The following is a 23,792-nucleotide window of genomic DNA, read 5'->3' as shown; positions in this document are numbered from 1 at the left end:
CTCAGGCCGGGGTCGGGGCCATGCGTGCCTGCAGCGTGGCCGACCACCGCCGGACGACGACCACCAGCACGGCGCCCACGACCAGGCCACCGAGCGCGACCGGCCACGACTCCTCGAAGCCGTCGTGGAGCAGCAGCCACGCCGGCAGCGCGGCGGTGAGCACGCCCTCGACGGCCGCGAGTGCGCCCGTGATCGGGGCCAGCGCGGCCCGGTCGAGCCCGAGCAGCAGGAAGAACAGCGTCCACAGCACCGCCCAGGACAGCCAGATCACGCCGAACACGGGCGCGTCGGCACGCAGGCTGTCGATCCCGTGGCCGGCCGCGAAGACCGCCACGAAGAGGGAGAACCAGCCGAGTCCGTGTCCGGGGAGGTCGCCCAGCGCGTTGATGCCGACCCACAGGTAGGTGAAACCGAACAGGTAGAGCGCGGAGGCGCCGAGGACCGCCTGCGGGTCGCCGCCCGAGGTCATCACGAGGTACGTCGGCGTGATCACCTGCATCGCGCCGACGAAGAGGTTGAGCGGGGCGGCCGCGCGGGGGGTGAGCCAGCCCAGCAGCATGACGCCGTTCACGATGAGCACCGCGCCGACGTAGAAGAGCCCGATGTGGCTCATGGACTTCTCACCTTTCGTCGAGCGTCGCCGCCCGCCCGGGGCGGACGGGCGGCGACGGGGTGGGTCACTTCGGCTGCGGCAGGATGTCCTGGTCGAAGATGTCGAGCGGGATCTTCAGCACGACCGCGGCGTTGGGGATGTCGACGACGCCGCCCACGTGCATCTCGCAGGGGGCGACCGAGATGATCGTGTACGCCTGCTCGGGGGTGTAGCCGAACTTCCCGAGGTACTCGATCGCCTGCTCCACGACCTGGGTGACCGCCATGGTGGTGTCGAGATAGCGCTGCTCCGTGCCGCCCGCGGACAGTCCGGTGAAGGACAGGTAGCGGGTGCCGAACTGCGGGTCGACCGGCGAGGGGCGGAACATCGGCGTCCGGACGCCGTAGCGGGCCATGCCGTCCTTGATCACGTTGAAGCGGTACCAGCCGACGCCGTCCATCTCGATGGCGTTCCAGGTGATCTCGCCGTCGCCCTCGGCGAAGTGGAAGTCGCCGCTGGAGAAGAGCGCGCCGTCCACGAAGACCGGGAAGTAGACCCGCGAGCCGCGCGAGAGGTTCTTGATGTCCATGTTGCCGCCGTTCTCGCGCGGCGGGATGGTGCGCGCGGCGGTCTCGGCGACCCGGGCCCAGTCGTCGCCCTCGAGGTCGCGGAGCACCGCGGTGTCGCGGGCGTCGGCCCGGGGCGCGGCGAGGCCCTCGGCGATGAACGGGTCCTCGCGCTCGTTCCAGGTGCGCAGCAGCTCGTGCGACGGCGCGACCCCGATGATGCCGGGGTGGCTGATCGCCGGGATCTCGACGCCGGGGATCTGCCGGCTGGTCGCGAACAGCCCGTGCAGGTCCCAGACGGTCTTGTAACCGTCGGGGAAGGAGGAGGCCAGCGGGCCGCCCATGCCGGGCAGGATGTTGGAGTAGCCGATGCCCGAGAGCGGCTGGACGTCGAGGATGTCGACGACCAGCAGGTCGCCGGCCTTGACGCCGTCGACCTTGACCGGCCCGGTCAGCGGGTGGGTGCGGGTCAGGTCGAAGGTGTGGATGTCCTGGTCGTCGTCGACGTCCCTGAGCTGGTAGTCGTCGTAGCCGCCGCTCTCCAGGATCAGCTCGTCGCCGAGGCCGACCTCGATGAGGGGCGGGATGTCGGGGTGCCAGCGGTTGTGGCCGAGGTGCTTCTGCTCGGCCAGCGGGACGCCGACCTCGCAGCGGAACCGCTGGACGCCGAGGTCGCGGTCGGGGAACCGGGATACGCCGGACCGGGTGAAGTCGGTGCTGTCGGACATGGGCTCGTGCCTCCGTTCGTCGGGTGTGACGCGGAGCACGTTACTTCCATTTGGAATTAAATCAAGAGGTTCGGGTCAACAGGCCGCGCAGCGCCTCGCGCTCCCAGTCGGCGAGCTCGGTCAGCTCGGCGGCGATCGCGTCCTGCACCGGACCCCGCAGGTCGTCGTACGTCGCCCGGCCGCGGTCGGTGAGCCGCACCAGCACCCGGCGCCGGTCCAGGCCGTCGAGGCCGCGGTGCACGAGGGCGTGGTCGACGAGCCGGTCGACACTGCGGGTCAGCGTGGGTGCCGGCAGGCTCACCGCCTGCGCGAGGTCCGTCATCGTGCGGCCGTCGGGCAGTGCCTCGAGCGCGGTGAGCACCAGCCAGTGCGGGGTCTTGAGGGGGGTCGCGGCGAGCGCGGCGCCGATCGCGCGCTCCAGTCGCGACGCGCGTCCGATGAGCAGTGCGGCCAGTTCCCCGTGCCCGGTCGTCATCGGCGCCTCCTGCGTCCCTTGACCCGTCCGGTGTGACGATCCATACTCCCAGAATATTCCATTCGGTGATATTGGTGCGGGCTGGCCGGAAGAGGGGGCGAGGTGGACACGTTCCGCGTCGGGCTGGCGATCCCGCTGCAGGGGCCCGGCGGCATCTTCGGCCCGTCGTGCGAGAAGGTCGCCGAGCTGGCCGTCGCGCAGCTCAACCAGGGCGCCGGCATCCTCGGGCGGCCGGTCGACGTCGAGGTGCTCGACGCCGGTGCGCCGCTCGAGCAGTTCTGTGACAGCACCGCCGCGGCGGTCGCGGCAGGGCGGATCCACGCGGTCGTCGGCTGGCACATCTCCTCGGTGCGCCAGCACATGGCGCCGGTGCTGGCCGGGCTCGGCGTGCCCTACGTCTACACCTCCCTGCACGAGGGCGCCGGCCGCGAGGCCGTGCTCTGCCCCGGCGAGACGCCCTCGCTCCAGGTCGCGCCCGGGCTGCGCTGGCTGCGTGAGCACCTCGGCATCCGGCGTTGGTCGATCGTCGGCGCCGACTACGTCTGGCCGCGCCGCACCGTCCGCGCGATCCGCGCCTACGCCCGCGCCACCGGCCTCGACGTCGTCCACGAGCAGTTCGTCCGCTACGGGTGCCGCGACTTCCGCGGCGTCGTGCACGACGTGCGCGCCAGCAGTGCGCAGGGCGTGATCATGCTGCTGGTGGGTCGCGACGCGGTGCTCTTCAACCGGCAGTTCGCGGCCGGCGGGCTGCAGGACCGGCTGGTCCGGTTCAGCCCGCTGATGGAGGAGAACATGCTCCTCGCCTCCGGTGCCGGCGCCACCCGCGACCTGTACGTCGCCGCGGCCTACTTCAACAGCCTGGTCACCTCGTCGGCGATCGACTTCACCGGCTCCTACGCCGACCGGTTCGGGCCGGACGCCCCGGCGCTCAACAACGCCGCCGAGTCCTGCTACGAGGGCATCCTCGCGCTCGCCGCGGCGGCCAGCGCGGTCGGCAGTGCCGACCCCGCCCGGATGCTGGCCGCGATCGAGGAGCAGGGGGTCACCTACGACGGACCGCGGGGCACCGTGCGGCTCGGCGCCGGGTCGTCGTACCAGCAGGTGCACATCGCGCGCGCCGAGGACTACGAGTTCGACGTGCTCGGCCCGCTCGCCCAGGACTCGCTGGCCGGCTGAGCCCCCGGCGCCCCCGGACGCGACGAGACCCCGCACCCGGGCGGGTGCGGGGTCTCGTGCGAGCTGGTCAGACGCCCTTGATGAAGGCCTCGAGCTGCGCGCGGCCCTCGGTGTCCTCGATCTGCACCGGCGGGCTCTTCATGAGGTACGCCGAGGCGGGGATGATCGGGCCGCCGACGCCGCGGTCCTTGGCGATCTTGGCCGCGCGGACGGCGTCGATGATGATGCCGGCGGAGTTCGGGGAGTCCCAGACCTCGAGCTTGTACTCCAGGTTGAGCGGGACGTCGCCGAACGCGCGACCCTCGAGGCGGACGTAGGCCCACTTGCGGTCGTCGAGCCACGCGACGTAGTCGGACGGGCCGATGTGCACGTTCTTGTCCTCGACCTTGCCGGCCAGCGGGCCGTTGAGGTTGGAGGTGACGGCCTGGGTCTTGGAGACCTTCTTGGACTCCAGCCGCTCGCGCTCGAGCATGTTCTTGAAGTCCATGTTGCCGCCGACGTTGAGCTGGTAGGTGCGGTCCAGCGTCACGCCGCGGTCCTCGAACAGCTTCGCCATCACCCGGTGGGTGATGGTGGCGCCGACCTGCGACTTGATGTCGTCGCCGACGATCGGGACGCCGGCGTCCTCGAACTTCTTGGCCCAGACCGGGTCGGAGGCGATGAAGACGGGCAGGGCGTTGACGAAGGCCACGCCGGCGTCGATCGCGCACTGGGCGTAGAACTTGTCGGCCTCCTCCGAGCCCACCGGGAGGTAGGAGACGAGCACGTCGACCTCGGCGTCCTTGAGCGCCTGGACGACGTCGACCGGCTCCGCCGCCGACTCGTGGATCGTGGCGCGGTAGTACTTGCCGAGACCGTCGAGCGTCGGGCCGCGCTGGACCTCGACCCCGAGGGTCGGGACGTCGGTGATCTTGATGGTGTTGTTCTCCGAGGCGTTGATCGCCTCGGACAGGTCCTTGCCGACCTTCTTGTCGTCGACGTCGAACGCGGCGACGAACTCGACGTCGCCCACGTGGTAGTCGCCGAACTGCACGTGCATGAGCCCCGGGACGGTGCTCGCGGCATCGGCGCCCCGGTAGTACTGCACGCCCTGGATGAGGGACGTGGCGCAGTTGCCCACGCCGGCGATCGCTACTCGAACCGAACCCATGGGGTTTCCTTCCTTGCTACTCATGACATCTCGTGAATGATCAGGTGGCTGACCTGTTCGGTGCTGCGGTGCCGGTCAGGACGGCGTCGACGGTGTCGCCGGCGTCTCAGGTCCGGGTGTTGCCTGGTGGACGTTGCGCTCGGCGTTGATGAGCTCCGAGAGCCAACGGACCTCACGCTCGACCGACTCCACCCCGTGACGCTGCAGCTCGGCGGCGTACCGGTCGGCCTCGGCTTGCGTCATCGCCAGCTCGCGCTGGACGCGGTCGAGCCGCTCCTGGAGTCGCGAGCGGCGTCCTTCGAGGACGCGCAGGCGGATCTCCATGTCGGTGGAGGAGAAGAACCGGAACCGGATGTCGAAGTTGTCGTCCTCCCACGCGGCAGGACCCACCTCCGACATCAGGCGCGAGAACTCCTGGGTGCCCAGGTCGGTCACCTGGTAGACGATCCGCTGCCGCCGGGTCTGGGGACCCGAGGGCACGGTTTCCTCGATGAGGTTGCCACGGAGCATCTTCTTCAGCGCGGGATAGAGCGAGCCGTACGACAGCAGGCGGCCCCAGCCCAGCATCAGGTTGAGCCGCTTGCGCAGCTCGTAGCCGTGCATGGGTCCCTCGTGCAGCAGTCCGAGGACTGCGAGCTCGATGGTGTCCCCGCGCCGTGCCATGCGACCTATCGTAGCGATATATCCGCGGGACGTGAACTTCCGATGGATCAGGAGTGTCGAACGGGATGCCTGGACGACGAAACTCACGCTGGGACGAGGAAGCTTCCTCGTCCCAGCGTGAGTTTCACCGGCCGGCCGGTGAAACTCCTCGAGTCATCTCGGAAAATCGGGTCGGCTGACCAGGGCGCCGTACCCTGTCCTGCGTGGTTCAGGGAAAACGGAAGTCCGCAGCGAGCTCCGCGGGGTCGAAGGGCCGCTCGAAGTCGCGCCCGAAGGACCGTACGCCGCGGACCTGGAAGCAGCGGCTGAAGAGGTTCACGATCTGGGGTCTGGTCGCCTGCGTGGTGATGGCCCTGCTCGGTGCCGCGGGCTTCTTCGTGGCCTACCGCTCGATCGACATCCCCGACCCGAACGCCGAGTTCCTCACCGAGACCACGCAGGTCTACTACTCCGACGGCAAGGGCCAGCTCGGGCAGTTCGCCGTCCAGCGCCGTGACTCGATCGACTTCGACGAGATGCCGGAGTACGTCAAGGACGGCGTCGTCGCCGCCGAGAACCGGACCTTCTGGACCGATAACGGCATCGACCCCAAGGGCATCCTGAGCGCGGCGTTCAGCAACGCCCAGGGCAACACCACGCGCGGCGCGTCGACGATCACCCAGCAGTACGTCAAGATCCTCTACCTCACCCAGGAGCGCACCTGGAAGCGGAAGATCAAGGAGGCGATCCTCTCGCTCAAGGTGCGCAACCAGCTGAGCAAGCAGGATGTCCTCGAGGGCTACCTCAACACGATCTACTTCGGCCGCGGCGCGTACGGCATCCAGGCCGCGTCGAAGGCCTACTTCGCCAAGGACGCCGCGGACCTCAACCTCAAGCAGTCCGCCGCCTTGGTCGCGATCCTCAACAACCCCAACCGCCTCGATCCCGACAACGGCGAGGCCGCGCAGGCCGCGCTGCTCGGTCGCTACCAGTACGTCCTCGACTCGATGGAGGAGACGGGGGTGGCGCCGGCGGGCGAGGTGTCGCAGGCGCGCGCGGCGCTGCCGAAGTTCCCCGAGATCAAGCAGAGCGCGCAGTACGGCGGCCAGCGGGGTCACGCCCTGACCATGGTCCGCAAGGAGCTGCTCCGGATGGGCTTCTCCGAGCAGGAGATCGACGGCGGGGGTCTCCAGGTCACGACGACCTTCACCAAGAAGGCGATGGCCGCGGCGGCCCAGGGCGTCGCCGAGCAGCGCCCGGAGGGCTTCAGCCCCAAGGACCTCCACGTGGCGGTCGCCTCCGTCGAGCCCGGCACCGGCGCGGTGCGCGGCTTCTACGGCGGCCAGGACTACCTGCAGTCGCAGATCAACTGGGCGGTCGCGGGTGGTCAGGCCGGCTCGACGTTCAAGCCCTTCGCGCTCGCCGCGGGCATCGAGTCCGGGTTCGAGCTGAAGGACACCTTCGACGGCAACTCGCCGTACGAGCTGCCGGGCGGCGGCCGCCCGATCGAGAACCAGGGCGACCAGAGCTACGGCCGGGTGGACCTGATCCGGGCCACCGAGGACTCCATCAACACCGCCTACATCGATCTGACCCTCGGCATGCCCGACGGGCCGACGCAGATCATCGAGACCGCCCAGGCGATGGGCATCCCGCCGGAGAAGCCGGCGCCGAAGCCCTACGGCATCCCGACCTCGAGCCCCGGCCTGCAGGCCAACACCGGCGTCTCGCTGGGCTCGCAGACCGTGAGCCCGATCAACATGGCCAACGGCTACGCGACCATCGCCAACCGCGGTGTCGCCGCGGACGCCTACATCATCGAGAAGGTCGTCGACCGCGACGGCGTCGTGCGCTACAACCACAAGGTCACGACGCACGAGGCGATCCGCGAGGGCGTGGCCGACGACGTGGGCTACGCGCTCCAGCAGGTCGTCCGCTCCGGCTCCGGTACGTCGGCGCTGGGGCTGCGCCGTCCGGCCGCCGGCAAGACGGGCACGGCCACCAACGGCCTCGGCGAGGTGTCCTCGGCCTGGTTCGTGGGCTACACGCCCCAGCTGTCGACGGCGGTGATGTACGTGCGGGGCAAGGGCAACGAGCAGCTCAAGGACTGGCTGCCGTCGTACTTCGGCGGCGCCTATCCGGCCGACACCTGGACCGCCGTGATGACCCGCGCGCTCGAGGGCGAGGACATCGAGGAGCTGCCGTCGGCCGCCTGGGTCGAGGGCGAGGCGCCGTCCGACGGGCACGACAAGCTGCCGCCCCCGCCGCCCCCGAAGCCGAAGCAGCCGCAGAAGCCGAAGAAGGAGAAGAAGCAGAAGCTCCCGACGGAGCAGGTGCCTCCTCCCGCGCCGCCGACGACCGAGGCGCCCCCGCCGCCCCCGCCGACGACGCCGCCCGCGACGACGCCGCCGACGGGGACGCCCCCGACCGGTGGTCCGACGCCGCAGCCCGGGCAGGGCGGCGGTCGGCCGCGCGCCCGCTGACCCGGTGACCGGACGGCGATCGTCGGCGACTCGCGTGGTGACGCGGGCGTGGTCGGGCGTGATCGGGTGGTGACGCACTGATGGGCCACGTCCACCCGACCCGCGACGACGCCGTGGTCACCGCGCTGAGCGAGGTCGTCGGCGGGCCCATGGGCGAGCGGGCGCGGCCGCACCGGTGGTGGACGCCCACCCGGGTCCTGCTCCTGCTGACCGCGCTGGTGTTCGCGGCGGGGCTGGTCCAGAAGGCCCCCTGCTCGCTGGCCCAGGGACGCGACCAGAACTGGGTCTACTCCCACATGTGCTACACCGACCTGCGGCCGCTCTACGTGCCGCGGGGGCTGGTGGAGCGGGCGTGGCCCTACTCCGACGACGAGCAGGTGCGGGCCCGCTACGACGTGATGGAGTACCCCGTCGGCATCGCCTACTGGGCGTGGGGCACCGCCTGGGTCACCCAGCTGCTCAACGGCTCCCCGGACGTCGAGCAGCGCTCCCGCACGCCCGTCGACCTGCTGTACGGCGACGAGGAGGTCGACGACGAGCAGACGATCTTCCTGCTGGTCAACGCCGTCGGCTTCGGCGGGCTCGCGCTGCTGGCCACCTGGCTGCTCGCCGGGGTGCATCGCACCCGGCCCTGGGACGCGGCGGCGTTCGCGCTGTCGCCCACTCTGCTGCTCACCGGCCTCATCAACTGGGACCTGCTCGCCGTCGCCCTCGTGGCGGGAGCCCTGTGGGCATGGTCGCGGGACCGGCCGGTGCTGACCGGCGTCCTCGTCGGCCTGGGCACCGCGGCCAAGCTCTATCCCCTGTTCCTGCTCGGCGGCCTGCTGGTGATCTGCCTGCGCCGGCGCCAGGCGGGGCGGTTCGTGATCGCGGCGGTGTGGGCGGCGGCGGCCTGGGCGGCGGCCAACGCGCCGGCGTACCTCAGCGGTCCGGAGCAGTGGAAGGTCTTCTGGTCGTTCAACTCCGACCGGGCCGCGGACCTCGGCTCGGTGTGGATGCTGATCGACCAGGCCGGCGACATCGGCTTCTCCGCGCACACCATCAACGTGTGGTCCTGGATCCTCTTCGGCGCCTGGTGCGTGCTCGTGTTCGTGATCGGGATGACGGCGGGGCGGGGTGGTTCCCACAGGTCCGTCCCCCGCCTGGCCCAGCTCGGCTACCTGATCGTGGTCGGCTTCCTGCTGGTCAACAAGGTGTACTCCCCGCAGTACGTCCTGTGGCTGCTCCCGCTCGCGGTGCTGGCGCGGCCGCGGTGGCGCGACCAGATCGTGTGGCAGGCCACGGAGGTGTTCTACTTCTGCACCGTCTGGTGGTACCTCGGCGGCTACCTGGCCCCCGCCGGCGGCGGCGACGCCGGGTTCTACTGGCTCGGCATCGCGGTGCGGATGCTCGGCGAGCTCTACCTGGCCGCGGTCATCGTGCGCGACCTCTACCGTCCCGCGCACGACCCCGTCGCGATCGAGCGGATCGAGCCGGGCGGACGGCGCGGCCGTTCTCAGTCGGCGACGACGATCCGGTCGAACGAGGTGGCGGTGTAGCGGACCCGGACGTCGACGTCCTCGCCGACCTCGGGCACCCGCGCGCCGTGCGGCAGGAACAGCATCGAGGCCTGCATGTGCGGGGGCTCGGCGAAGAGCCGGAGCTTCGCGTCGATGGAGTACGGCGAGCGCACGAAGCCGACCGCGTCCATGCCGCCCCGCGCGAGCGTCGCCGCGCGGGCCCGGATCGACTGCTCGCCGGTGGGCGCCTCCAGGCCGATGCCGTGGGCCGTGCCGCCGCTCACGACGACGACATGGCCCGCCTTGGGTGCCGTGCGGCCGCGGTAGCCGAAGGCGTCGCCGCGCTCGACGGGGTGCACGTCGAGGACCGTCGCCGTCACGCGCAGCGCGCCGCGGTCGCCCAGCCACAGGCCGGTGCCGATGCGCGGACGGACCGCGAAGTCGCCGTACCGGGTGCGCAGCGTGGTCAGCTCGGCGTCGGTCAGATGGCTGACCCAGACCTCCGGCGTGCCCCGGCTCGGGATCTCCGCCCCGACGAAGTCGTTGACCAGCCGGGTCACCTCGCCGAGGTGGGCACCCTGCCCGAGCGGCAGGTGGAGCGCGAGACCCTCGACCCGGGCCCCGGGGTGCTTGCGCAGCAGGTCGCCCGCCTCCCACAGCTCGCGCGCGGCCATCCCGTGACGGCGCATCGACGTCATCCGTTCGAGGACGACCCGGGCGGCCGGGTCCCGGTGCAGCAGCTCGCGCAGATCGGCCAGCCGGCTGACCGTGTGCACCAGCCGCTTCGCGACGGCGGGCTCGGGCAGCGCGACCCAGGGGCGCCACGGGGTGAGGACGAGCAGGTCGCCGTGCCAGCGCTGCACGACCTCCGGCAGCTCGTCGTAGGTGCCGACCGCGAGGGTGCGCACGTCGTGCCCCCGCTCGGCCAGCCACTGCGCCTTGCGGGCCAGCCGGCCGAGGGTGAACCCGTAGCCGTTGCCCTTCGCCACCGGCACCAGTCCGGGGTGCGCGTCGGCGACCGCCTCGAGGTGGGCCCGCCAGCGCGGACCGTCGACGGTGAGAGTGAGGCTCACCCGGTCACCCCCTCCGCTGCAGGTAGAGCTGGAACGCCTGGTACAACGCCCGGTTGAGCGGGAGGTCCCACTCGCCGGCGTACTCGACCGCCTCGCCGCCGGTGCCGACCTTGAACTGGATCAGCCCGACGTGCGGGTCGTCGGCGTCGAGCGTCTCGGTGATGCCGCGCAGGTCGTAGACCGCCGCGCCGGCCGCGATCGCGTCGCGGATCATCGCCCACTGGATCGCGTTCGAGCCGCGGACCTCGCGCTTCTCGGTGGACGAGGCGCCGTAGGAGTACCAGGCGTGCTCGCCGACCCGGACCGCGATGGTCGAGGCGACCAGGTCGCCCTGGTGCCGGGCCAGCCAGAGCGTGAGCCGCTCCGGGTCGTCGCCGCACAGGGCGTCGTACATCGTCTCGAAGTAGCGCAGCGGGCGGGGGGTGAAGTGGTCGCGCTCGGCGGTGTGGACGTAGAGCTCGTGGAAGGCCCTCAGGTCCTCGCGGCCGCCCCGGACGACCTCGACGCCCTCCTTGGCGGCCTTCTTGATGTTGCGGCGCCACAGCTGGTTCATCCCCTTGAGGACCTCGTCCTCGGTGCGCTGGCGCCGTTCGCCGGTGGCCGAGCCCGTCGGGACCCGCAGCGGGATCTGGAAGACGAACTGCGGCTGCCCGGCCGCGAAGCCGCCCTCGACCCCCTGGTGGCGCCACCCGAGCTCGTGCAGCTGGGCCACGACGCGGGCGCCGCCGGGCGTGCGCTCGGCGGGAGGGATCTGCCCGAGCAGGCGGACGCCGGGGTCGGCGATCCCCTCCTTGACCTGGGCCGTCGTCCACCGGCGGGTGATCACGGGGGGACCGATCCGGACCGCGAAGGCCCCCTGCTTGCGGAGGTGGGCCACCATCGGAGACAGCCAGGAGCCGAGGTCGTCGCCGTCCCAGTCGATGACCGGGCCCTCGGGCAGGTAGGCGAGGAAGCGGTTGAGCTTCGGCAGCTTGCGGTAGAGCACCAGCGCGACGCCCACCTGGACGCCCGCGTCGTCGAACCAGCCGAGCGACTCGCTGCGCCACTCGCTCTTCACCTGTGCCCAGCCGGGGGTCTGCAGGAAGCTCGCGGAGGGCAGCGAGGCGAGGTGGTCGCGGTGCTCGGTCGGGGTGATCGGGCGCACGCTGGGCATGGACACGAGGCTATCGGGCGCGCTGTCGGGGGTGAGTCCCGGTGAGCCGGGTACCGCGGCGACATGACCTCGCCACGCCCGCTGCCCTACTGGATGAGGACCATCGACCGGCTGATCGACCACCAGGTGCTCGACGCGGTCGAGGCGGCCGGCGTCGACCGCCGCGGGTGGACGGTGCTGTGCCGGCTCGAGCACGGCGCGATCCGGGCCGAGGAGGTCGAGGAGCTGCTGGCGCCGTACGGCGGCTCGGGCCGCTCCGCCGCCGACGTGCTGGCCGAGCTCGAGCGCGCAGGGCTCACCGAGTCCGTCGCCCACGACTACCGGCTCACCGCCGAGGGCGAGCGCCGCGTCGAGGAGCTCCAGGCGGGACCGGTGCGGGCGGTGGTGGACCGGGCGAGCGCCGACATCGACGAGGCCGAGCTGGACCGGACGCTCGAGGTCCTCGAACGGGTCGCCCGGAACCTGGGCTGGCTCGACGAGGACTGATCAGACCCGCTCGCGCAGCCAGGCGAAGTCGGCGGCGTGCTCGTCGGCACCGCCGGGGGTCTCGCACACCACGGGCGCGCCGGCGTCGCGGACCACCTGCGCGAGCAGGTCGGGGTCGATCTGGCCCGCTCCGAAGTTGGCGTGCCGGTCGGCGCCGGAGTCGAAGGCGTCGCGGCTGTCGTTGGCGTGGACCAGGTCGATCCGGCCGGTGATCGCGCGGATGTCGTCGACGATCGTCTCCAGGGCGTTGCCGCCGGCGTGGGCGTGGCAGGTGTCGAGGCAGAAGCCGACCATGTCGGCGCCCTCGGCCGACGCGATGGCGTCCCAGGTGCCCTTGATCCGGTCGAGGTAGCGGGTCATCGCGTTGGTGCCGCCCGCGGTGTTCTCGATGAGGAGCGGGATCTTGAGGTCGGTCGCCTCGATCGCCTTGCGCCAGTTGTCGAAGCCCTTCGCGGGGTCGTCGTCGTCGGTCACGTGGCCGCCGTGCACGATCAACCCCTTCGCGCCGAGCTCGGCGGCGGCGTCCATGTGCTGCTGCAGCAGCTTGCGGCTGGGGATCCGCTGGCGGTTGTTGGTCGTGGCGACGTTGATGAGGTACGGCGCGTGCACGTAGAGATCGACGCCGGCCGCCTCGGCGGCGGCGCGGAGGGCGGCCGGGCCGCCGTCGTACGCCAGGACCGGGCCCTTGTAGGACTGCGGGTTGCCGAGGAAGAACTGCACCAGCGGGGCGTTGCGGGCGGCCGCCTCGGCGATCGGGTCGGTCTGGTCGACGTGGGCTCCGATGCGCAGCTCGCTCATGGTCGCCACCGTATCGACCGGCGGGGACACTCGTGGATCGGAGGCCCGGGGCATTACCTTCCTCGCGTGAGCACTCTCCACGTCGCCGCGGCCGGCCGCACCTGGTCGTTCGAGGAGCCCCGCGTCGTCACCATCGGGCGCGACGCCGGCTCGGACATCCTCCTGACCGCGCCCTCGGCCTCCCGGCGGCACGCCGAGCTCCGCTCGGACGGCACCGGCTGGGTACTCGTCGACGTCGGCTCCAGCGGCGGCACCTTCCTCAACGGCACCCGGGTGACGGAGGTCCGGCTCAACGGCCCGACCGTGGTCCGGTGCGGCGGCGTGAACGGCGAGGAGCTCACGCTGACGCCGGCCGCCGCGCCCCGTCCGGTGCCGCCCGCGCCGGTCATGCCGCCCGCCGCGCTCGAGCAGACGATGCTGCCCGGCGCCGTCGGTCCCGTCGGCCCGGGCCCGGGGGGCGGGCCCGGCTTCGGCAACGGGCCCGGGCTGCTCGTCCGGGCCGGTGGCGCGTCGCGCCGCTTCCCGCCCGGCGTCGTGGTCCGGATCGGCCGGGACCCCGGCAACGAGGTCGTCGTCGACGACCCGTCCGTCTCCCGGCTGCACGGCGTGGTCGAGGGCCGCCCCGACGGCTGGTGGTACGTCGACCGGTCGAGTGCCGGCACCTTCCTCGAAGAGGACCGGATCACCCAGCGCCGGCTCGAGGACCCGACCACCCTCATGCTCGGCCACCCCACCGCGGGCGCCGAGGTCGAGGTGGTCCCGATCGTGGCCGCCGGCGCGGCGCAGAGGTCGATCGCCAAGAAGAAGCGCCGGCGCACCGCCGCGCTCGTCGGCGGCATCGTCGCCGCCCTGGTCCTCGTGGGCGGTGGGATCACCGCCGCCGTCGTGCTCGGCGGCGACGACTCCGGGGGCGGCGGCTCCGGGGAGACCGCCGGCCTGAGCACCCAGGAGCTCGACCGGGCCAAGCTCGCGAGCGTGCTGATCATCGCGGTCGACGACAGCGGGGAGCCGCTCTACACCGGCTCCGGCACGATCATCAGCGAGGACGGCCTGATCCTCACCAACGCCCACGTCGGCAAGCCCAGCGCCCCCGGCCAGCTCCCGCCGAGCGACGACCCGGCGGGCCTGCTGGTCGCGCTCACGTCCGCGGAGGACGACAAGCCGGCCGCGCCGTCGTACACCGCGGAGGCGATCGTCGCCGACGGCGTCCTGGACCTCGCGGTGCTCCGGATCACCGCCGACGCCGAGGGCAACGAGATCGACCAGAAGGACCTCGACCTGCCCCCACCCGTCCCGCTCGGCGACAGCGACGACCTGCGCACCGGCGACGAGCTGACCGCGCTCGGCTTCCCGGCCGTCGCCCACGTCGCGTCCAACGACGGCCTCGACCGGGCGCTCACGGTCACGCGCGGTGTCGTGTCGACCTTCCTCACCGAGACCGCCGTCCCCGGCAACCGCGCCTGGATCGACAGCGACATCCGGATCGGGTCGGGCAACTCCGGCGGCGCGTCCATCAACGACGACGGCGAGCTCGTGGGCGTCAACAGCGCCGTCGTCACCGAGGCGACCATCGGCGACAGCGGCGAGGGCGGCGCGTTCACCGGCGGCTCGGCCCGGATCCGCCCGGTCAACCTGAGCGACGCCATCGTCGAGATCGCCAAGGACGGCGGCGACCCCGACTACGTGTCGCCCTACCTCGACGACGTCCCGGAGCCGCCGGCCGACCCGATGGGGCAGGCCACCGCCTCCCCCGCCGGCTGGAGCGCCGACGGCAACAGCGACTGCTCCACGACCAGCACCCTGGACGACCCGCAGGTGCTCACCGGCGTGGTCCTGCCGACCACGCTGTACGCGCACTTCGCCGTCAGCGGCCTGCCCGACGGCACGCCGTTCACGATCGAGCTCTACAACCCCGACGGGGAGCTGCTCGGCTCGCTCGACGGCGCGTGGGACCTCGGCTCCGACGACGTGTGCGCGGCCGTGTCCCTCGACGTCCCCGACGGCCTGGCCGGCGCGATCGCGGTGCTCGCCATCGACGACGCGTCGATCCGCAACCCGGTGATCTTCGGCTAGGACCCGGTCCTCGGCGACGGGTCGCGCAGGGCGAGTTCGCCTTCGCCTAGCGAGCAGCGGCCCGGCGCACTCGGCGCCGGACCGCGGTCCGCTCCAGCGGACCGAGGTCCTCGGCGGCCGCGAGCACGGCCGCGAGCTGCTCCAGCGCCCCGAACGCCGCGGCCGCCCCCTCCCCGTCGACGCCCTCGTAGAGCTCGAGGCCGACGAACCCGCTGCCGATCGCCCGCGCCAGACCGGGGACGTCGACGAGATCGGCCAGCACCGTCGGCGCGATCAGGCGTCGCAGCACGCGCTCGACCTCGACGATCCACAGGTCGAGGCCCTGCCGGGTGGCGTCCGCGAGGGCGGGGTGGGACGACGCGCCGGCGAGCAGCTGGCCCAGCAGCGCGACGGTGCCCTCCGCGCGCTCGGTCGCGTGGACCGCATGGGCCACCGCCACCAGGCCGGGGATGTCGCGCACGCCCTCCAGGGCGGTCCGGTGGGCGGCCACCCGCTGCTCGGCGCCGTGCAGGCAGGCCGCCGCGAGCAGCTCGTCGACCGAGCCGAAGTGGTAGAAGACCAGCGCCTGGTTGACCTCCGCCTCCGTGGCGATCGAGCGCGCCGAGGCCTTCGCGATCCCCTGGTCGGCGACCACGCGCAGGGTGGCGTCCAGCAGTCTCGCGCGGGTCGTGGTCACGGCAGGATCCTGCCGGGTCTTGAGCGTTCGCTCAATCCGTGCCATGTTTTGAGCGAACGCTCAAAACCAAGGAGGAGCCATGGTCACCACGCCCGGCGTCGGTGGATACCTGGTCGCCTGGCTCGTGAGCGTGCTGGCGTTCACGCTCGGCCTGCTGCCCTGGCTACACATGCCCAGGGCCGAGGGGCCCGGCTGGTCCGAAACGATCGTGACGCTCTATGCGGTGGGGATCTTCTCGATCCCGTTCGCCTGCATCGGCGTCCCGCTCGTCCACTTCGCGTGCCGAGAGATCCGGTCCCAGTGGGTCCACGTGCTGTGCGCGGGTGTCGTCGGCTGGCTCTCCCTGGTCGTGCCGGGGATTCTGTTCGGAGCCGATCCGTCCGTCGGCGACTCGAGGACCGGTCCGCCCGACGAGCTCTTCGTGGGGGCGCTCATCCTCGGCGGCTCCACCGCGTTGGGGCGTCTGGCCGTCGTTCCCCTCGTGTGGCTGCGCCGGGCGGCTCGCGATTCGGCGGGGTCGCCCGCGCGCTGTTAGCCTCTCCTGTCCGGTGCCACAGGCGCCGTACCGTCCGCTGGGCCGAACCAGCGGGCAAGCAAGGCCCTCCTGCCGCGGAAAGTCCGCGGCCGCCTGAGTCCAGAGGAGGTGGAGACCGCTTTGCGCAACTACGAAGTCGTGGTCATCCTCGACCCGAGCCTCGACGAGCGGACGGTCCAGCCGTCGCTCGACAAGTACCTGAACGTCGTCCGCAACGACGGCGGCACGGTCGACAACGTCGACGTGTGGGGCAAGCGTCGCCTGGCGTACGAGATCAAGAAGAACGCCGAGGGCATCTACGCGATCATCAAGCTGACCGCCGCTCCGGCGACCGTCGACGAGCTCGACCGTCAGCTGACCCTCAACGAGTCCGTCCTGCGGACCAAGGTCCTGCGACCCACCGTCTGAGGCAGCCCGGCCCCCTTCCTGTGGAACGCGACTGTTCTTTGTCGGCACCACGGGACACGATGGGGGCCGTTGCCCGGGACTGACCCGGGCGGGCCACTCGAACCCACCTCACAGGAGACCACCATGGCTGGCGACACCGTCATCACCGTCATCGGCAACCTCACCGACGACCCGGAGCTGCGCTTCACCCCGTCGGGTGCGGCCGTCGCCAACTTCACGGTGGCGTCCACGCCGCGGTCCTTCGACCGCCAGACCAACGAGTGGAAGGACGGGGAGACCCTGTTCCTGCGCTGCTCGGTCTGGCGCCAGGTGGCCGAGAACGTCGCCGAGTCCCTCCAGAAGGGCATGCGCGTCGTCGTCCAGGGCCGGCTCGTGTCGCGCTCGTACGACGACCGCGAGGGCAACCGACGCACCGTCAACGAGCTGCAGGTCGACGAGATCGGCCCGTCGCTGACGTGGGCGACCGCCAAGGTCACCCGCGCCAGCCGCTCCGGCGGTGGCGGCGGCTACGGCGGCCAGGGCGGCAACCAGGGTGGCGGCAACCAGGGCGGTGGACGTCCCGCGGGTCAGGACCCGTGGGGTGCCCCGGCCGGTGGCGGCCAGCAGCAGGGTGGCGGTTCCAACTACGGGGGCGGCGCCCCGGCCAACGACCCGTGGGCCGCGCCGGGCGTCTCGTCGAGCGACGAGCCCCCGTTCTGATCAAGCATCACAACCCAACCATTCCGGCCGTCGTTGACTGACGCGGCCGGGCTCTGAGGAGGAGCACCACAATGGCGAAGGCAGTCGTCCGCAAGCCGAAGAAGAAGGTTTGCCAGTTCTGCAAGGAGAAGGCCACCGGTGTCGACTACAAGGACACCGGCCTTCTGAAGAAGTTCATCTCCGACCGCGGCAAGATCCGCGCCCGTCGGGTGACCGGCAACTGCGTCCAGCACCAGCGGGACGTCGCGATCGCGGTGAAGAACGCCCGCGAGGTCGCGCTGCTGCCCTACACCTCCAGCGGCCGCTGATCAGCGTCAGAGAAGGAGAGCTGAACTCATGAAGATCATCCTGACCCAGGAGGTCGAGAACCTCGGCGCTGCTGGCGACGTGGTGGAGGTCAAGGACGGCTACGGCCGCAACTACCTCATCCCCCGCGGCTTCGCGATCCGGTGGACCCGGGGCGCCCAGGCGCAGGCCGACTCGATCAAGAAGGCCCGCACGGCCCGCGCCGTGCGCGACGAGGCCCACGCCGCCGAGCTGAAGGCCAAGCTCGAGGGCTCGCCGGTCGACGTCAAGGTCAAGGCCGGCCAGGGCGGCCGCCTGTTCGGTGCGGTCACCCCCGCCGACATCGCCGCCGCGCTCGGCGACGCCGCCGGCGAGGCGATCGACAAGCGGACCATCGTCCTCGGCAACCCGATCAAGTCGCTGGGCAACCACGCGGTGTCGGTCAAGCTCCACGACGACGTGTCCGCCGCGGTGGCGCTCAACGTCATCCCGGCCTGACCCGATCGACGCACCACGGCGTGGCCGGTCCCTTCGGGGCCGGCCACGCCGCTACTTTTGGACCGACTCCTCCTTCCCCTACCCAGGAGCTTCCCCGATGCGTGTACGACGGCTCTGGCCTGCTGCCCTCCTGCTGCTGACCCCGGTCCTGGCGGCCTGCGGCGACGACGACCCGGACGCGGACGACGCCCCCACCGCCGCGTCGAGCCCGACCGAGGAGACCTCGCCCACCGAGGCCCCGCCGAGCTCGCCGCCGACGGCGCCGGCTCCCCCCGCCTCGACCCTGCCCGCCGCGTGCGACGTGGTGAGCGCCGACGACCTCGCCGAGGCGTACGGCATGCCCTTCGGGGCGCCCGAGGTCGGCGGTGACGACTCCAGCGAGAACGGTCTGGCCTGGACGAGCGACGACTGCTCGTTCGAGTCGGCCGGCCTGGCCGAGGTCACCGTGAAGCTGACCGGTCCCGAGGACTTCACCCAGGGCGCCTTCGGGTGCCCGCAGCCGGCCGACGACGACGGCATCGTCGAGCCGGCCGCCGACATCGCCGGCGCGACCGGCGGCTGGTGGAAGGTGAGCAACCCGCCGGAGTTCGAGGGCGAGCTGCGGGCCTGCACCGACGCGGTGCTGCTGCAGATCGACCTCGACTACGAGGACGGCGTGCAGTACGAGGGCGACCCGCTCAACCAGTCCGTCGGGCTCGCCGAGAAGATCCTCGTCGCGGTCAAGGGCTGAGCTCTCCCCGTCGTACCGGACGAACAGGTCGTGGATCCACCCGATCCACGACCCGCTCGTTCGGTACGACGCGCGCGTGCGGCTCCCCGAGGACCCCGCTCACAGGTTGATCATGTGGCCTTCGAGGCCGTGAAACGCCTCCTGCAGGGCCTCGCCGAGCGTGGGGTGGACGTGGACGTTGCGGGCCAGCTCGAAGGAGCCCAGGTCCCACCGCTGCGCCAGGGTGAGCTCGGGCAGCAGCTCGGACGCGTCCGGGCCGACCAGGTGGCCGCCGAGCAGCAGGCCGTCCGCGTCGGCGATGAGCTTGACGAAGCCGGTCGGGTCACCGAGGCCGTGGGCCTTGCCGTTGGCGGAGAACGGGAACTTCGCGACCTTCACCTCGCCGTGCTCGGCGCGCGCCTGCTCCTCGGTGAGGCCGAAGCTGGCCACCTGCGGCTGGCAGAAGACGGCCCGGGGCATCATCCGATAGTCGCCGAGCTCCATCGTCACGGCGCCGGCGATGGTCTCGGCCGCGACGACGCCCATGGCCTCGGCGACGTGGGCCAGCTGCAGACGCATCGTCACGTCCCCGATGGCGTGGATGTGGGACTGACTGGTCCGCATCCGGTCGTCGATGGTGATGGCGCCGCGGTCGTCGACGTCCACGCCGGCGTCGGCGAGGCCGAGGTCGGAGCTGTTCGGGCGGAAGCCGGTGGCGACGAGGACGAGATCGACGGTGCGCTCGGTGCGACCCCCCGCGTTCTCCAGGGCCACGGTGACCGCGTCCCCGTGGTCGGTCGCCGCGGCCACGCGGGTGGAGGTGAGGATCTCCACCCCGAGCTTGCGATAGGCCCGCAGCATCTCCTTCGAGACATCGGCGTCCTCGGCCGGCAGCGGCCGGTCGGCGTACTCGACGATGGTGACGTCGACGCCGTAGCCCGCGAGGACGTAGCCGAGCTCCATGCCGATCGCACCCGCGCCGACGACGGCGATGGTGCGGGGCAGCCTGGGCTCGAGGAGCAGGTGCTCGTAGGTGACGACATTCGCCGACAGCTCGATGCCCGGAGGTACGGCGGCCCGCGCTCCTGTCGCGATGACGGCGTGGCCGAAGGTGATCGGCACCGTGCCCTCGGCGGTGGTGACCTCGAGCTCGTGCGGGCCGGTGAACACCGCGCGACCGTCGATCTCGGTGATGCCGTTCTTGCGCATCAGGAAGTGGACGCCCTTGGCGCGCCCCTCGGCGACGTCGCGGCTGCGGCGATGGGCCACGTCGTAGTCGAAGGTGGCCTCGCCGCCGATGCCGAAGGCCGCGGCGTGGTGGCGGAAGGTGTGGGCCAGCTCGGCGTTGCGCAGCAGGGCCTTGGAGGGGATGCAGCCGACGTTGAGGCACACCCCGCCCCAGTACCGCTCCTCGACCACCGCGACGCTGCGGCCCAGCTGGGCGGCGCGGATCGCGGCGACGTAGCCGCCGGGGCCGGCGCCGATGACGACGACGTCGAAGGTCCGGGCCGTCATCACAGCACCGCCAGTCCGGGCTCGGCCAGGAGGGCGGCCGTGTCGGCGAGCACCTGGGAGCCCTCCGCGCCGTCGAGGACCCGGTGGTCGAAGGACAGCGCGAGCTGCAGGATCGAGCGGGGCTCGATCCGCTCCCCGGCGCCGTCATCGACCACCCAGGGCTGCCGGCGGATCGCGCCGACGGCCAGGATGGTGGTCTCGCCCGGGTTGAGGATGGGGGTGCCGGTGTCGACGCCGAAGACCCCGACGTTCGTGATCGTGGTGTGGCCCCCGGTCATCGCCTCCGGCGGGGTCTTGCCTGCCCGCGCGGTGGCGGCGAGGTCGTTGATCGACGCGGCCAGGTCGAGCAGGCCGAGCCGGTGGGCGTCGCGGATGTTCGGCACCATCAGGCCCCGCGGGGTGGCGGCGGCGATGCCGAGGTTGACGCCGTCGGGGACGACGATCTCCTGCGCCTGCTCGTCCCAGCGGGCGGTGGCCATCGGCACCGCGCGCAGGGCCCGCAGGTAGGCGCGCGCCACGAAGGCGAGCGGGGTCAGCTTCACGTCGCGGAACTCGCGGCGGCGCTGGACGCTGTCGCGCAGCTCGAGGGTCCTGGTCACGTCGACGGTGACGAACTCGGTGACGTGGGGCGCGGTGAACGCGGAGGCGACCATCGCGGCGGCGGTGTGCTTGCGCACGCCCTTGATGGGGATGCGGGTCTCGCCGGTGGTCCCGGCGTCGCTGCCCGCGTTCGCCCCGACCGGGTGGGCGCCGACCAGGTGGGCACCGACCAGGTGGGCACCGGGCTGCTGCGCGGCGGCCATGACGTCCGCCCGGACGATGGTGCCGTCCGGGCCGGTCGGCACGACGGTGGCGAGGTCGACGTCGAGGACCTTCGCGAGCTTGCGGACCGGTGGCTTCGCGCGGGGCCGCTCCCGCGCGGGTACGCCGGCGGCGGGCCTGGGCGCGGCGGGGGCGGTCGGTGCCGTGGCGGTCGCTGGCGCGGGCGTGCCGCGGCGGCGTCGGCTGGTCCCCGGCTCCCGGGCGCCGTAGCCCACGAGGAGGCGCGGCTCCTCCTCCGCGGGCGGATCGACGACGGGGGTGGGCTCGGCCGCCGGCGCCGCGCCCTCGGCGCGGATCGCGATGATGGGTGCGCCCACCGGCACCGTCTCCCCGACGGCCGCCATCAGCTCGACCACCTCCCCGGCGTACGGCGACGGGAGCTCGACGACCGACTTGGCGGTCTCGATGTCGACGATGACCTGGTTGACGGTGACGGTGTCGCCGACCGTCACGTGCCAGGCGACGATGTCGGCCTCGGTCAGACCCTCGCCGACATCGGGCAGCAGGAAGGTTCGCAGGTCGGCGGCGGTGGAGGTGGTGGTCACGGGGGCTCCTGGGGAGGACGGCCGGCGGGGTGCCGGTCAGCCGGTCAGTACGTGAAGCTGCGGTCGCAGGCGTCGAGGATGCGGTCGAGGTTGGGCAGCCAGTCCTCCTCGAGCCGGCTCGCCGGGTAGGGCGTGTCGTAGCCGGTGACCCGCAGGATCGGCGCCTCGAGCTCGTAGAAGGCCTGGGCCTGCACCCGGGTGGCGAGCTCGCCGCCGATGCCGCCGCTCTGGGAGGCCTCGTGGGCGATGACCAGCCGGCCGGTCCGGCGTACCGACTCCACGACGGTGGCGTCGTCGAGGGGCGAGAGCGAGCGCAGGTCGATGACCTCGACGTCGCGGTCCTCGCCGGCCAGTGTCGTGGCGGCCCGCAGCGCGATCGGCACCAGGGCGCCGTAGGTCACGAGGGTGAGGTCGGCGCCGGGACGCACGACCCGGGCTCGCTCCATGTCGACGGCGGGCGCCGACCGGTCGAGGTCGGTCTTGGACCAGTAGGAGCGCTTCGGCTCCAGGAAGACCACCGGGTCGTCGGAGCGGATGGCCTGCCCGAGCAGGTCGTAGGCGTCCTGGGAGGTCGACGGGCACAGCACCCGCAGGCCCGGGGTGTGGGCGAAGTACGCCTCGGGCGACTCGCTGTGGTGCTCGATGGCGCCGATGCCGCCGCCGACGGGGATCCGGATGACGACCGGCAGCGAGATCCGTCCCTCGGAGCGGTGCCGGTACTTGGCCAGCTGGGTGACGATCTGGTTCATGGCCGGGAAGACGAAGCCGTCGAACTGGATCTCGCACACCGGGCGGTAGCCCGCCATCGCCAGGCCGATCGCGCTGCCGACGATGCCGGCCTCGCCGAGGGGCGAGGTGACGACCCGGTCCTCGCCGAAGTCCTTGAGCAGGCCGTCGGTGATCCGGAAGACGCCGCCGAGGGCGCCGATGTCCTCGCCGATCAGCAGCACCTTCTCGTCGGCCTCCATCGCGTCGCGCAGGCCGGCGTTGAGCGCGTGCGCCATCGCGGTGCTCATGCGGACACCTCCTCGGCGGCCAGGAAGGCCAGGTGCTCGTCCCGCTGCCGGGCGAGGTCGGGGGGCAGGGTGCTCAGCGTGTGCCGGAAGGGGTCGCCCGGCGCGGGCACCGGCAGCGCCCGGCAGCCGGTCCGCAGCCGCTCGGCGAGCCGCTCCTCCTCGGCGGCGAGGTCGGCGAGGAAGGCCTCGTCCATCGGGTACGCCGCGCCGGGGGCGGTGAGCAGGAGGCGGAGTCGCTCGAGGGGGTCGCGCGCGGCCCAGGCGTCGTTCTCCGCGGCGCTGCGGTAGCGCAGGTCGTCGTCCGAGGTCGTGTGCGGGTTGCTGCGGTAGGTGACCGCCTCGATCAGGGTGGGGCCGTTGCCGGCGCGGGCCTGGGCGAGCGCCTCGTGGGTGGCGGCGTGGCAGGCGACGACGTCGTTGCCGTCGACCCGCACGCCGGGGAACCCGAAGCCGCGGGCCCGCTCGGCGGCCGGCACGCGGCTCTGGACGGAGAACGGCGCGGAGATCGCCCACTGGTTGTTCTGGCAGAAGAACACCACGGGCAGGTTCTGGGCCGCGGCCCAGACGAAGGCCTCGTTGGTCTCGCCCTCGCTGAGGGCGCCGTCGCCGAGGAAGACCAGGACGGCGCGGTCGCGCTCCGGGTCGCCGGTGGCGACGTCGCCGTCGCGGACGATCCCCATCGCGTACCCGACGGCGTGCAGGGTCTGGGCGCCGATGACCAGCGTGTACAGGTTGAAGTTGCGCTCGCGCGGGTCCCAGCCGCCCATCGTCGTACCGCGGAACAGGCCGAGCAGCTGGACCGGGTCGACGCCGAAGCACCAGGCCACGGCGTGCTCGCGGTAGGTCGGGAAGACGACGTCGCGGGGGCGCAGGGCGGAGCCGGCACCGACCTGGGCGCCCTCCTGGCCGCGCATCGACGGCCAGAGGCCGAGCTCGCCCTGGCGCTGCAGCGCGATCGCCTCGGTGTCGATGCGGCGGGCCAGCACCATGTCGCGGTAGGCGGCGCGCAGGTCCAGGGCGTCCGTGCCGCCGGGTACCCGCTCGCTGGCGCGCAGGACGCCGCTGCTGCTGAGGGCCGACCACGGCTGGTCGGTGGCGTGCTCGTCGGTCACGGTGCCTCCTTGGTTCGTCCGGCGCCGACAGCCTGGTCGCACCGCGGAAGCGGTCGCAATCATCACGCGTGGGACTTG

At 72.2% G+C, this 23,792-nt stretch carries 24 protein-coding genes; 11 read left to right on the top strand and 13 right to left on the bottom strand.

What is annotated here, in order from left to right; translation table 11 throughout:
- Position 1: 1 nt before the first annotated feature.
- The 3 genes from ACPZVR_RS22725 to ACPZVR_RS22715 form a co-directional block, all read right to left on the bottom strand.
- Positions 2-613, bottom strand: coding sequence for an AmiS/UreI family transporter (locus ACPZVR_RS22725; protein ID WP_436701965.1), 612 nt, complete (start codon positions 611-613; stop codon positions 2-4).
- Positions 614-677: 64 nt separating this feature from the next.
- Entirely contained in the window at positions 678-1,886 is a 1,209-nt protein-coding gene (locus ACPZVR_RS22720) for an acetamidase/formamidase family protein (RefSeq protein WP_436701964.1), read from the bottom strand.
- Positions 1,887-1,947: 61 nt separating this feature from the next.
- A complete protein-coding gene (locus tag ACPZVR_RS22715) occupies positions 1,948-2,361 on the bottom strand; it encodes a MarR family winged helix-turn-helix transcriptional regulator (RefSeq protein WP_436701963.1) in 414 nt (137 codons plus the stop codon).
- A 102-nt stretch (positions 2,362-2,463) separates the two neighbouring features.
- On the opposite strand from ACPZVR_RS22715, the gene ACPZVR_RS22710 reads away from it, so the two are divergent.
- Complete coding sequence (locus ACPZVR_RS22710; protein WP_436701962.1) at positions 2,464-3,537, top strand: substrate-binding domain-containing protein; 1,074 nt, start codon at positions 2,464-2,466, stop codon at positions 3,535-3,537.
- A 67-nt stretch (positions 3,538-3,604) separates the two neighbouring features.
- Here the strand turns inward: ACPZVR_RS22710 and ACPZVR_RS22705 are convergent, their stop codons facing one another.
- Positions 3,605-4,687 carry an inositol-3-phosphate synthase gene (locus ACPZVR_RS22705; RefSeq protein ID WP_436701961.1) on the bottom strand — a complete coding sequence of 361 codons (1,083 nt, stop codon included), beginning with the start codon at positions 4,685-4,687 and terminating at the stop codon, positions 3,605-3,607.
- A gap of 75 nt (positions 4,688-4,762) precedes the next feature.
- Positions 4,763-5,350, bottom strand: a complete 588-nt coding sequence (locus ACPZVR_RS22700) for a PadR family transcriptional regulator (RefSeq protein ID WP_436701960.1) — start codon at positions 5,348-5,350, stop codon at positions 4,763-4,765.
- Between the two features lie 203 nt (positions 5,351-5,553).
- Here ACPZVR_RS22700 and ACPZVR_RS22695 point away from each other — a divergent pair, with 203 nt between their 5' ends.
- Both ACPZVR_RS22695 and ACPZVR_RS22690 read left to right on the top strand, forming a co-directional pair.
- The gene (locus tag ACPZVR_RS22695) at positions 5,554-7,812 is read left to right on the top strand and encodes a transglycosylase domain-containing protein (protein WP_436701959.1); all 2,259 of its coding nucleotides are present in this window, start codon (positions 5,554-5,556) and stop codon (positions 7,810-7,812) included.
- Between the two features lie 80 nt (positions 7,813-7,892).
- The gene (locus ACPZVR_RS22690; protein WP_436701958.1) at positions 7,893-9,350 is read left to right on the top strand and encodes a glycosyltransferase family 87 protein; all 1,458 of its coding nucleotides are present in this window, start codon (positions 7,893-7,895) and stop codon (positions 9,348-9,350) included.
- On the opposite strand, the gene ACPZVR_RS22685 is transcribed toward ACPZVR_RS22690, so the two are convergent.
- Positions 9,308-10,384 carry an alanine racemase gene (locus ACPZVR_RS22685; protein ID WP_436701957.1) on the bottom strand — a complete coding sequence of 359 codons (1,077 nt, stop codon included), beginning with the start codon at positions 10,382-10,384 and terminating at the stop codon, positions 9,308-9,310. The genes ACPZVR_RS22690 and ACPZVR_RS22685 overlap by 43 nt on opposite strands.
- A 4-nt stretch (positions 10,385-10,388) precedes the next feature.
- Positions 10,389-11,537, bottom strand: coding sequence for a lipid II:glycine glycyltransferase FemX (locus tag ACPZVR_RS22680; protein WP_436701956.1), 1,149 nt, complete (start codon positions 11,535-11,537; stop codon positions 10,389-10,391).
- A 63-nt stretch (positions 11,538-11,600) separates the two neighbouring features.
- On the opposite strand from ACPZVR_RS22680, the gene ACPZVR_RS22675 reads away from it, so the two are divergent.
- A complete protein-coding gene (locus ACPZVR_RS22675; RefSeq protein WP_436701955.1) occupies positions 11,601-12,023 on the top strand; it encodes a winged helix DNA-binding protein in 423 nt (140 codons plus the stop codon).
- Here the strand turns inward: ACPZVR_RS22675 and ACPZVR_RS22670 are convergent, their stop codons facing one another.
- On the bottom strand, positions 12,024-12,821 hold the full coding sequence (locus ACPZVR_RS22670; RefSeq protein WP_436701954.1) for a deoxyribonuclease IV: 798 nt from the start codon (positions 12,819-12,821) through the stop codon (positions 12,024-12,026).
- 66 nt (positions 12,822-12,887) lie between these two features.
- On the opposite strand from ACPZVR_RS22670, the gene ACPZVR_RS22665 reads away from it, so the two are divergent.
- Positions 12,888-14,894 (top strand): FHA domain-containing protein, encoded by a 2,007-nt coding sequence (locus ACPZVR_RS22665; protein ID WP_436701953.1) that lies wholly within the window; start codon positions 12,888-12,890, stop codon positions 14,892-14,894.
- A gap of 46 nt (positions 14,895-14,940) precedes the next feature.
- Here ACPZVR_RS22665 and ACPZVR_RS22660 read toward each other — a convergent pair whose 3' ends face one another.
- Positions 14,941-15,570 (bottom strand): TetR/AcrR family transcriptional regulator, encoded by a 630-nt coding sequence (locus tag ACPZVR_RS22660; RefSeq protein WP_436701952.1) that lies wholly within the window; start codon positions 15,568-15,570, stop codon positions 14,941-14,943.
- 79 nt (positions 15,571-15,649) lie between these two features.
- Between ACPZVR_RS22660 and ACPZVR_RS22655 the strand changes: the two genes are divergently transcribed.
- The 6 genes from ACPZVR_RS22655 (at position 15,650) to ACPZVR_RS22630 (ending at position 18,725) form a co-directional block, all read left to right on the top strand.
- The gene (locus tag ACPZVR_RS22655) at positions 15,650-16,105 is read left to right on the top strand and encodes a hypothetical protein (RefSeq protein WP_436701951.1); all 456 of its coding nucleotides are present in this window, start codon (positions 15,650-15,652) and stop codon (positions 16,103-16,105) included.
- A 120-nt stretch (positions 16,106-16,225) separates the two neighbouring features.
- Positions 16,226-16,513 carry a 30S ribosomal protein S6 gene (gene rpsF, locus ACPZVR_RS22650; protein ID WP_056897082.1) on the top strand — a complete coding sequence of 96 codons (288 nt, stop codon included), beginning with the start codon at positions 16,226-16,228 and terminating at the stop codon, positions 16,511-16,513.
- A gap of 123 nt (positions 16,514-16,636) precedes the next feature.
- On the top strand, positions 16,637-17,212 hold the full coding sequence (locus ACPZVR_RS22645; RefSeq protein ID WP_436701950.1) for a single-stranded DNA-binding protein: 576 nt from the start codon (positions 16,637-16,639) through the stop codon (positions 17,210-17,212).
- A gap of 71 nt (positions 17,213-17,283) precedes the next feature.
- Positions 17,284-17,520 carry a 30S ribosomal protein S18 gene (gene rpsR, locus ACPZVR_RS22640; protein WP_136436555.1) on the top strand — a complete coding sequence of 79 codons (237 nt, stop codon included), beginning with the start codon at positions 17,284-17,286 and terminating at the stop codon, positions 17,518-17,520.
- A 28-nt stretch (positions 17,521-17,548) separates the two neighbouring features.
- Positions 17,549-17,995 carry a 50S ribosomal protein L9 gene (rplI, locus tag ACPZVR_RS22635; RefSeq protein ID WP_282402018.1) on the top strand — a complete coding sequence of 149 codons (447 nt, stop codon included), beginning with the start codon at positions 17,549-17,551 and terminating at the stop codon, positions 17,993-17,995.
- Positions 17,996-18,092: 97 nt separating this feature from the next.
- The gene (locus tag ACPZVR_RS22630) at positions 18,093-18,725 is read left to right on the top strand and encodes a hypothetical protein (RefSeq protein WP_436701949.1); all 633 of its coding nucleotides are present in this window, start codon (positions 18,093-18,095) and stop codon (positions 18,723-18,725) included.
- A 99-nt stretch (positions 18,726-18,824) separates the two neighbouring features.
- Here the strand turns inward: ACPZVR_RS22630 and lpdA are convergent, their stop codons facing one another.
- The 4 genes from lpdA to ACPZVR_RS22610 are packed head-to-tail and all read right to left on the bottom strand — an operon-like array spanning position 18,825 to position 23,714.
- Positions 18,825-20,219, bottom strand: a complete 1,395-nt coding sequence (gene lpdA / locus ACPZVR_RS22625; RefSeq protein ID WP_436701948.1) for a dihydrolipoyl dehydrogenase — start codon at positions 20,217-20,219, stop codon at positions 18,825-18,827.
- Complete coding sequence (locus tag ACPZVR_RS22620) at positions 20,219-21,586, bottom strand: dihydrolipoamide acetyltransferase family protein (RefSeq protein ID WP_436701947.1); 1,368 nt, start codon at positions 21,584-21,586, stop codon at positions 20,219-20,221. Before ACPZVR_RS22620 ends, lpdA begins: the two co-directional genes overlap by 1 nt.
- A gap of 44 nt (positions 21,587-21,630) precedes the next feature.
- Positions 21,631-22,602, bottom strand: coding sequence for an alpha-ketoacid dehydrogenase subunit beta (locus ACPZVR_RS22615; RefSeq protein WP_436701946.1), 972 nt, complete (start codon positions 22,600-22,602; stop codon positions 21,631-21,633).
- Positions 22,599-23,714, bottom strand: coding sequence for a thiamine pyrophosphate-dependent enzyme (locus ACPZVR_RS22610; RefSeq protein WP_436701945.1), 1,116 nt, complete (start codon positions 23,712-23,714; stop codon positions 22,599-22,601). The genes ACPZVR_RS22615 and ACPZVR_RS22610 overlap by 4 nt, the downstream gene beginning before the upstream one ends.
- Positions 23,715-23,792 lie beyond the last annotated feature (78 nt).

Origin of the sequence: Nocardioides segetis (genome assembly GCF_051390595.1) — a bacterium.
Lineage (GTDB): Bacteria > Actinomycetota > Actinomycetes > Propionibacteriales > Nocardioidaceae > Nocardioides.
The sequence above is the reverse complement of the archived record's forward strand: the minus strand, read 5'-3'. Positions and strand labels throughout refer to the sequence as shown.

Bases quoted from the DNA above. Each gene is read 5' to 3' on its own strand.
- ACPZVR_RS22715 (WP_436701963.1), bottom strand. From the start codon at position 2,361: ATGACGACCGGGCACGGGGAACTGGCCGCACTGCTCATCGGACGCGCG.
- ACPZVR_RS22700 (WP_436701960.1), bottom strand. From the start codon at position 5,350: ATGGCACGGCGCGGGGACACCATCGAGCTCGCAGTCCTCGGACTGCTG.
- ACPZVR_RS22670 (WP_436701954.1), bottom strand. From the start codon at position 12,821: ATGAGCGAGCTGCGCATCGGAGCCCACGTCGACCAGACCGACCCGATC.
- ACPZVR_RS22720 (WP_436701964.1), bottom strand. From the start codon at position 1,886: ATGTCCGACAGCACCGACTTCACCCGGTCCGGCGTATCCCGGTTCCCC.
- ACPZVR_RS22680 (WP_436701956.1), bottom strand. From the start codon at position 11,537: ATGCCCAGCGTGCGCCCGATCACCCCGACCGAGCACCGCGACCACCTC.
- ACPZVR_RS22690 (WP_436701958.1), top strand. From the start codon at position 7,893: ATGGGCCACGTCCACCCGACCCGCGACGACGCCGTGGTCACCGCGCTG.
- ACPZVR_RS22725 (WP_436701965.1), bottom strand. From the start codon at position 613: ATGAGCCACATCGGGCTCTTCTACGTCGGCGCGGTGCTCATCGTGAAC.
- rplI (WP_282402018.1), top strand. From the start codon at position 17,549: ATGAAGATCATCCTGACCCAGGAGGTCGAGAACCTCGGCGCTGCTGGC.
- ACPZVR_RS22655 (WP_436701951.1), top strand. From the start codon at position 15,650: ATGGTCACCACGCCCGGCGTCGGTGGATACCTGGTCGCCTGGCTCGTG.
- ACPZVR_RS22630 (WP_436701949.1), top strand. From the start codon at position 18,093: ATGCGTGTACGACGGCTCTGGCCTGCTGCCCTCCTGCTGCTGACCCCG.
- ACPZVR_RS22615 (WP_436701946.1), bottom strand. From the start codon at position 22,602: ATGAGCACCGCGATGGCGCACGCGCTCAACGCCGGCCTGCGCGACGCG.
- lpdA (WP_436701948.1), bottom strand. From the start codon at position 20,219: ATGACGGCCCGGACCTTCGACGTCGTCGTCATCGGCGCCGGCCCCGGC.
- ACPZVR_RS22675 (WP_436701955.1), top strand. From the start codon at position 11,601: ATGACCTCGCCACGCCCGCTGCCCTACTGGATGAGGACCATCGACCGG.
- rpsR (WP_136436555.1), top strand. From the start codon at position 17,284: ATGGCGAAGGCAGTCGTCCGCAAGCCGAAGAAGAAGGTTTGCCAGTTC.
- ACPZVR_RS22705 (WP_436701961.1), bottom strand. From the start codon at position 4,687: ATGGGTTCGGTTCGAGTAGCGATCGCCGGCGTGGGCAACTGCGCCACG.
- ACPZVR_RS22645 (WP_436701950.1), top strand. From the start codon at position 16,637: ATGGCTGGCGACACCGTCATCACCGTCATCGGCAACCTCACCGACGAC.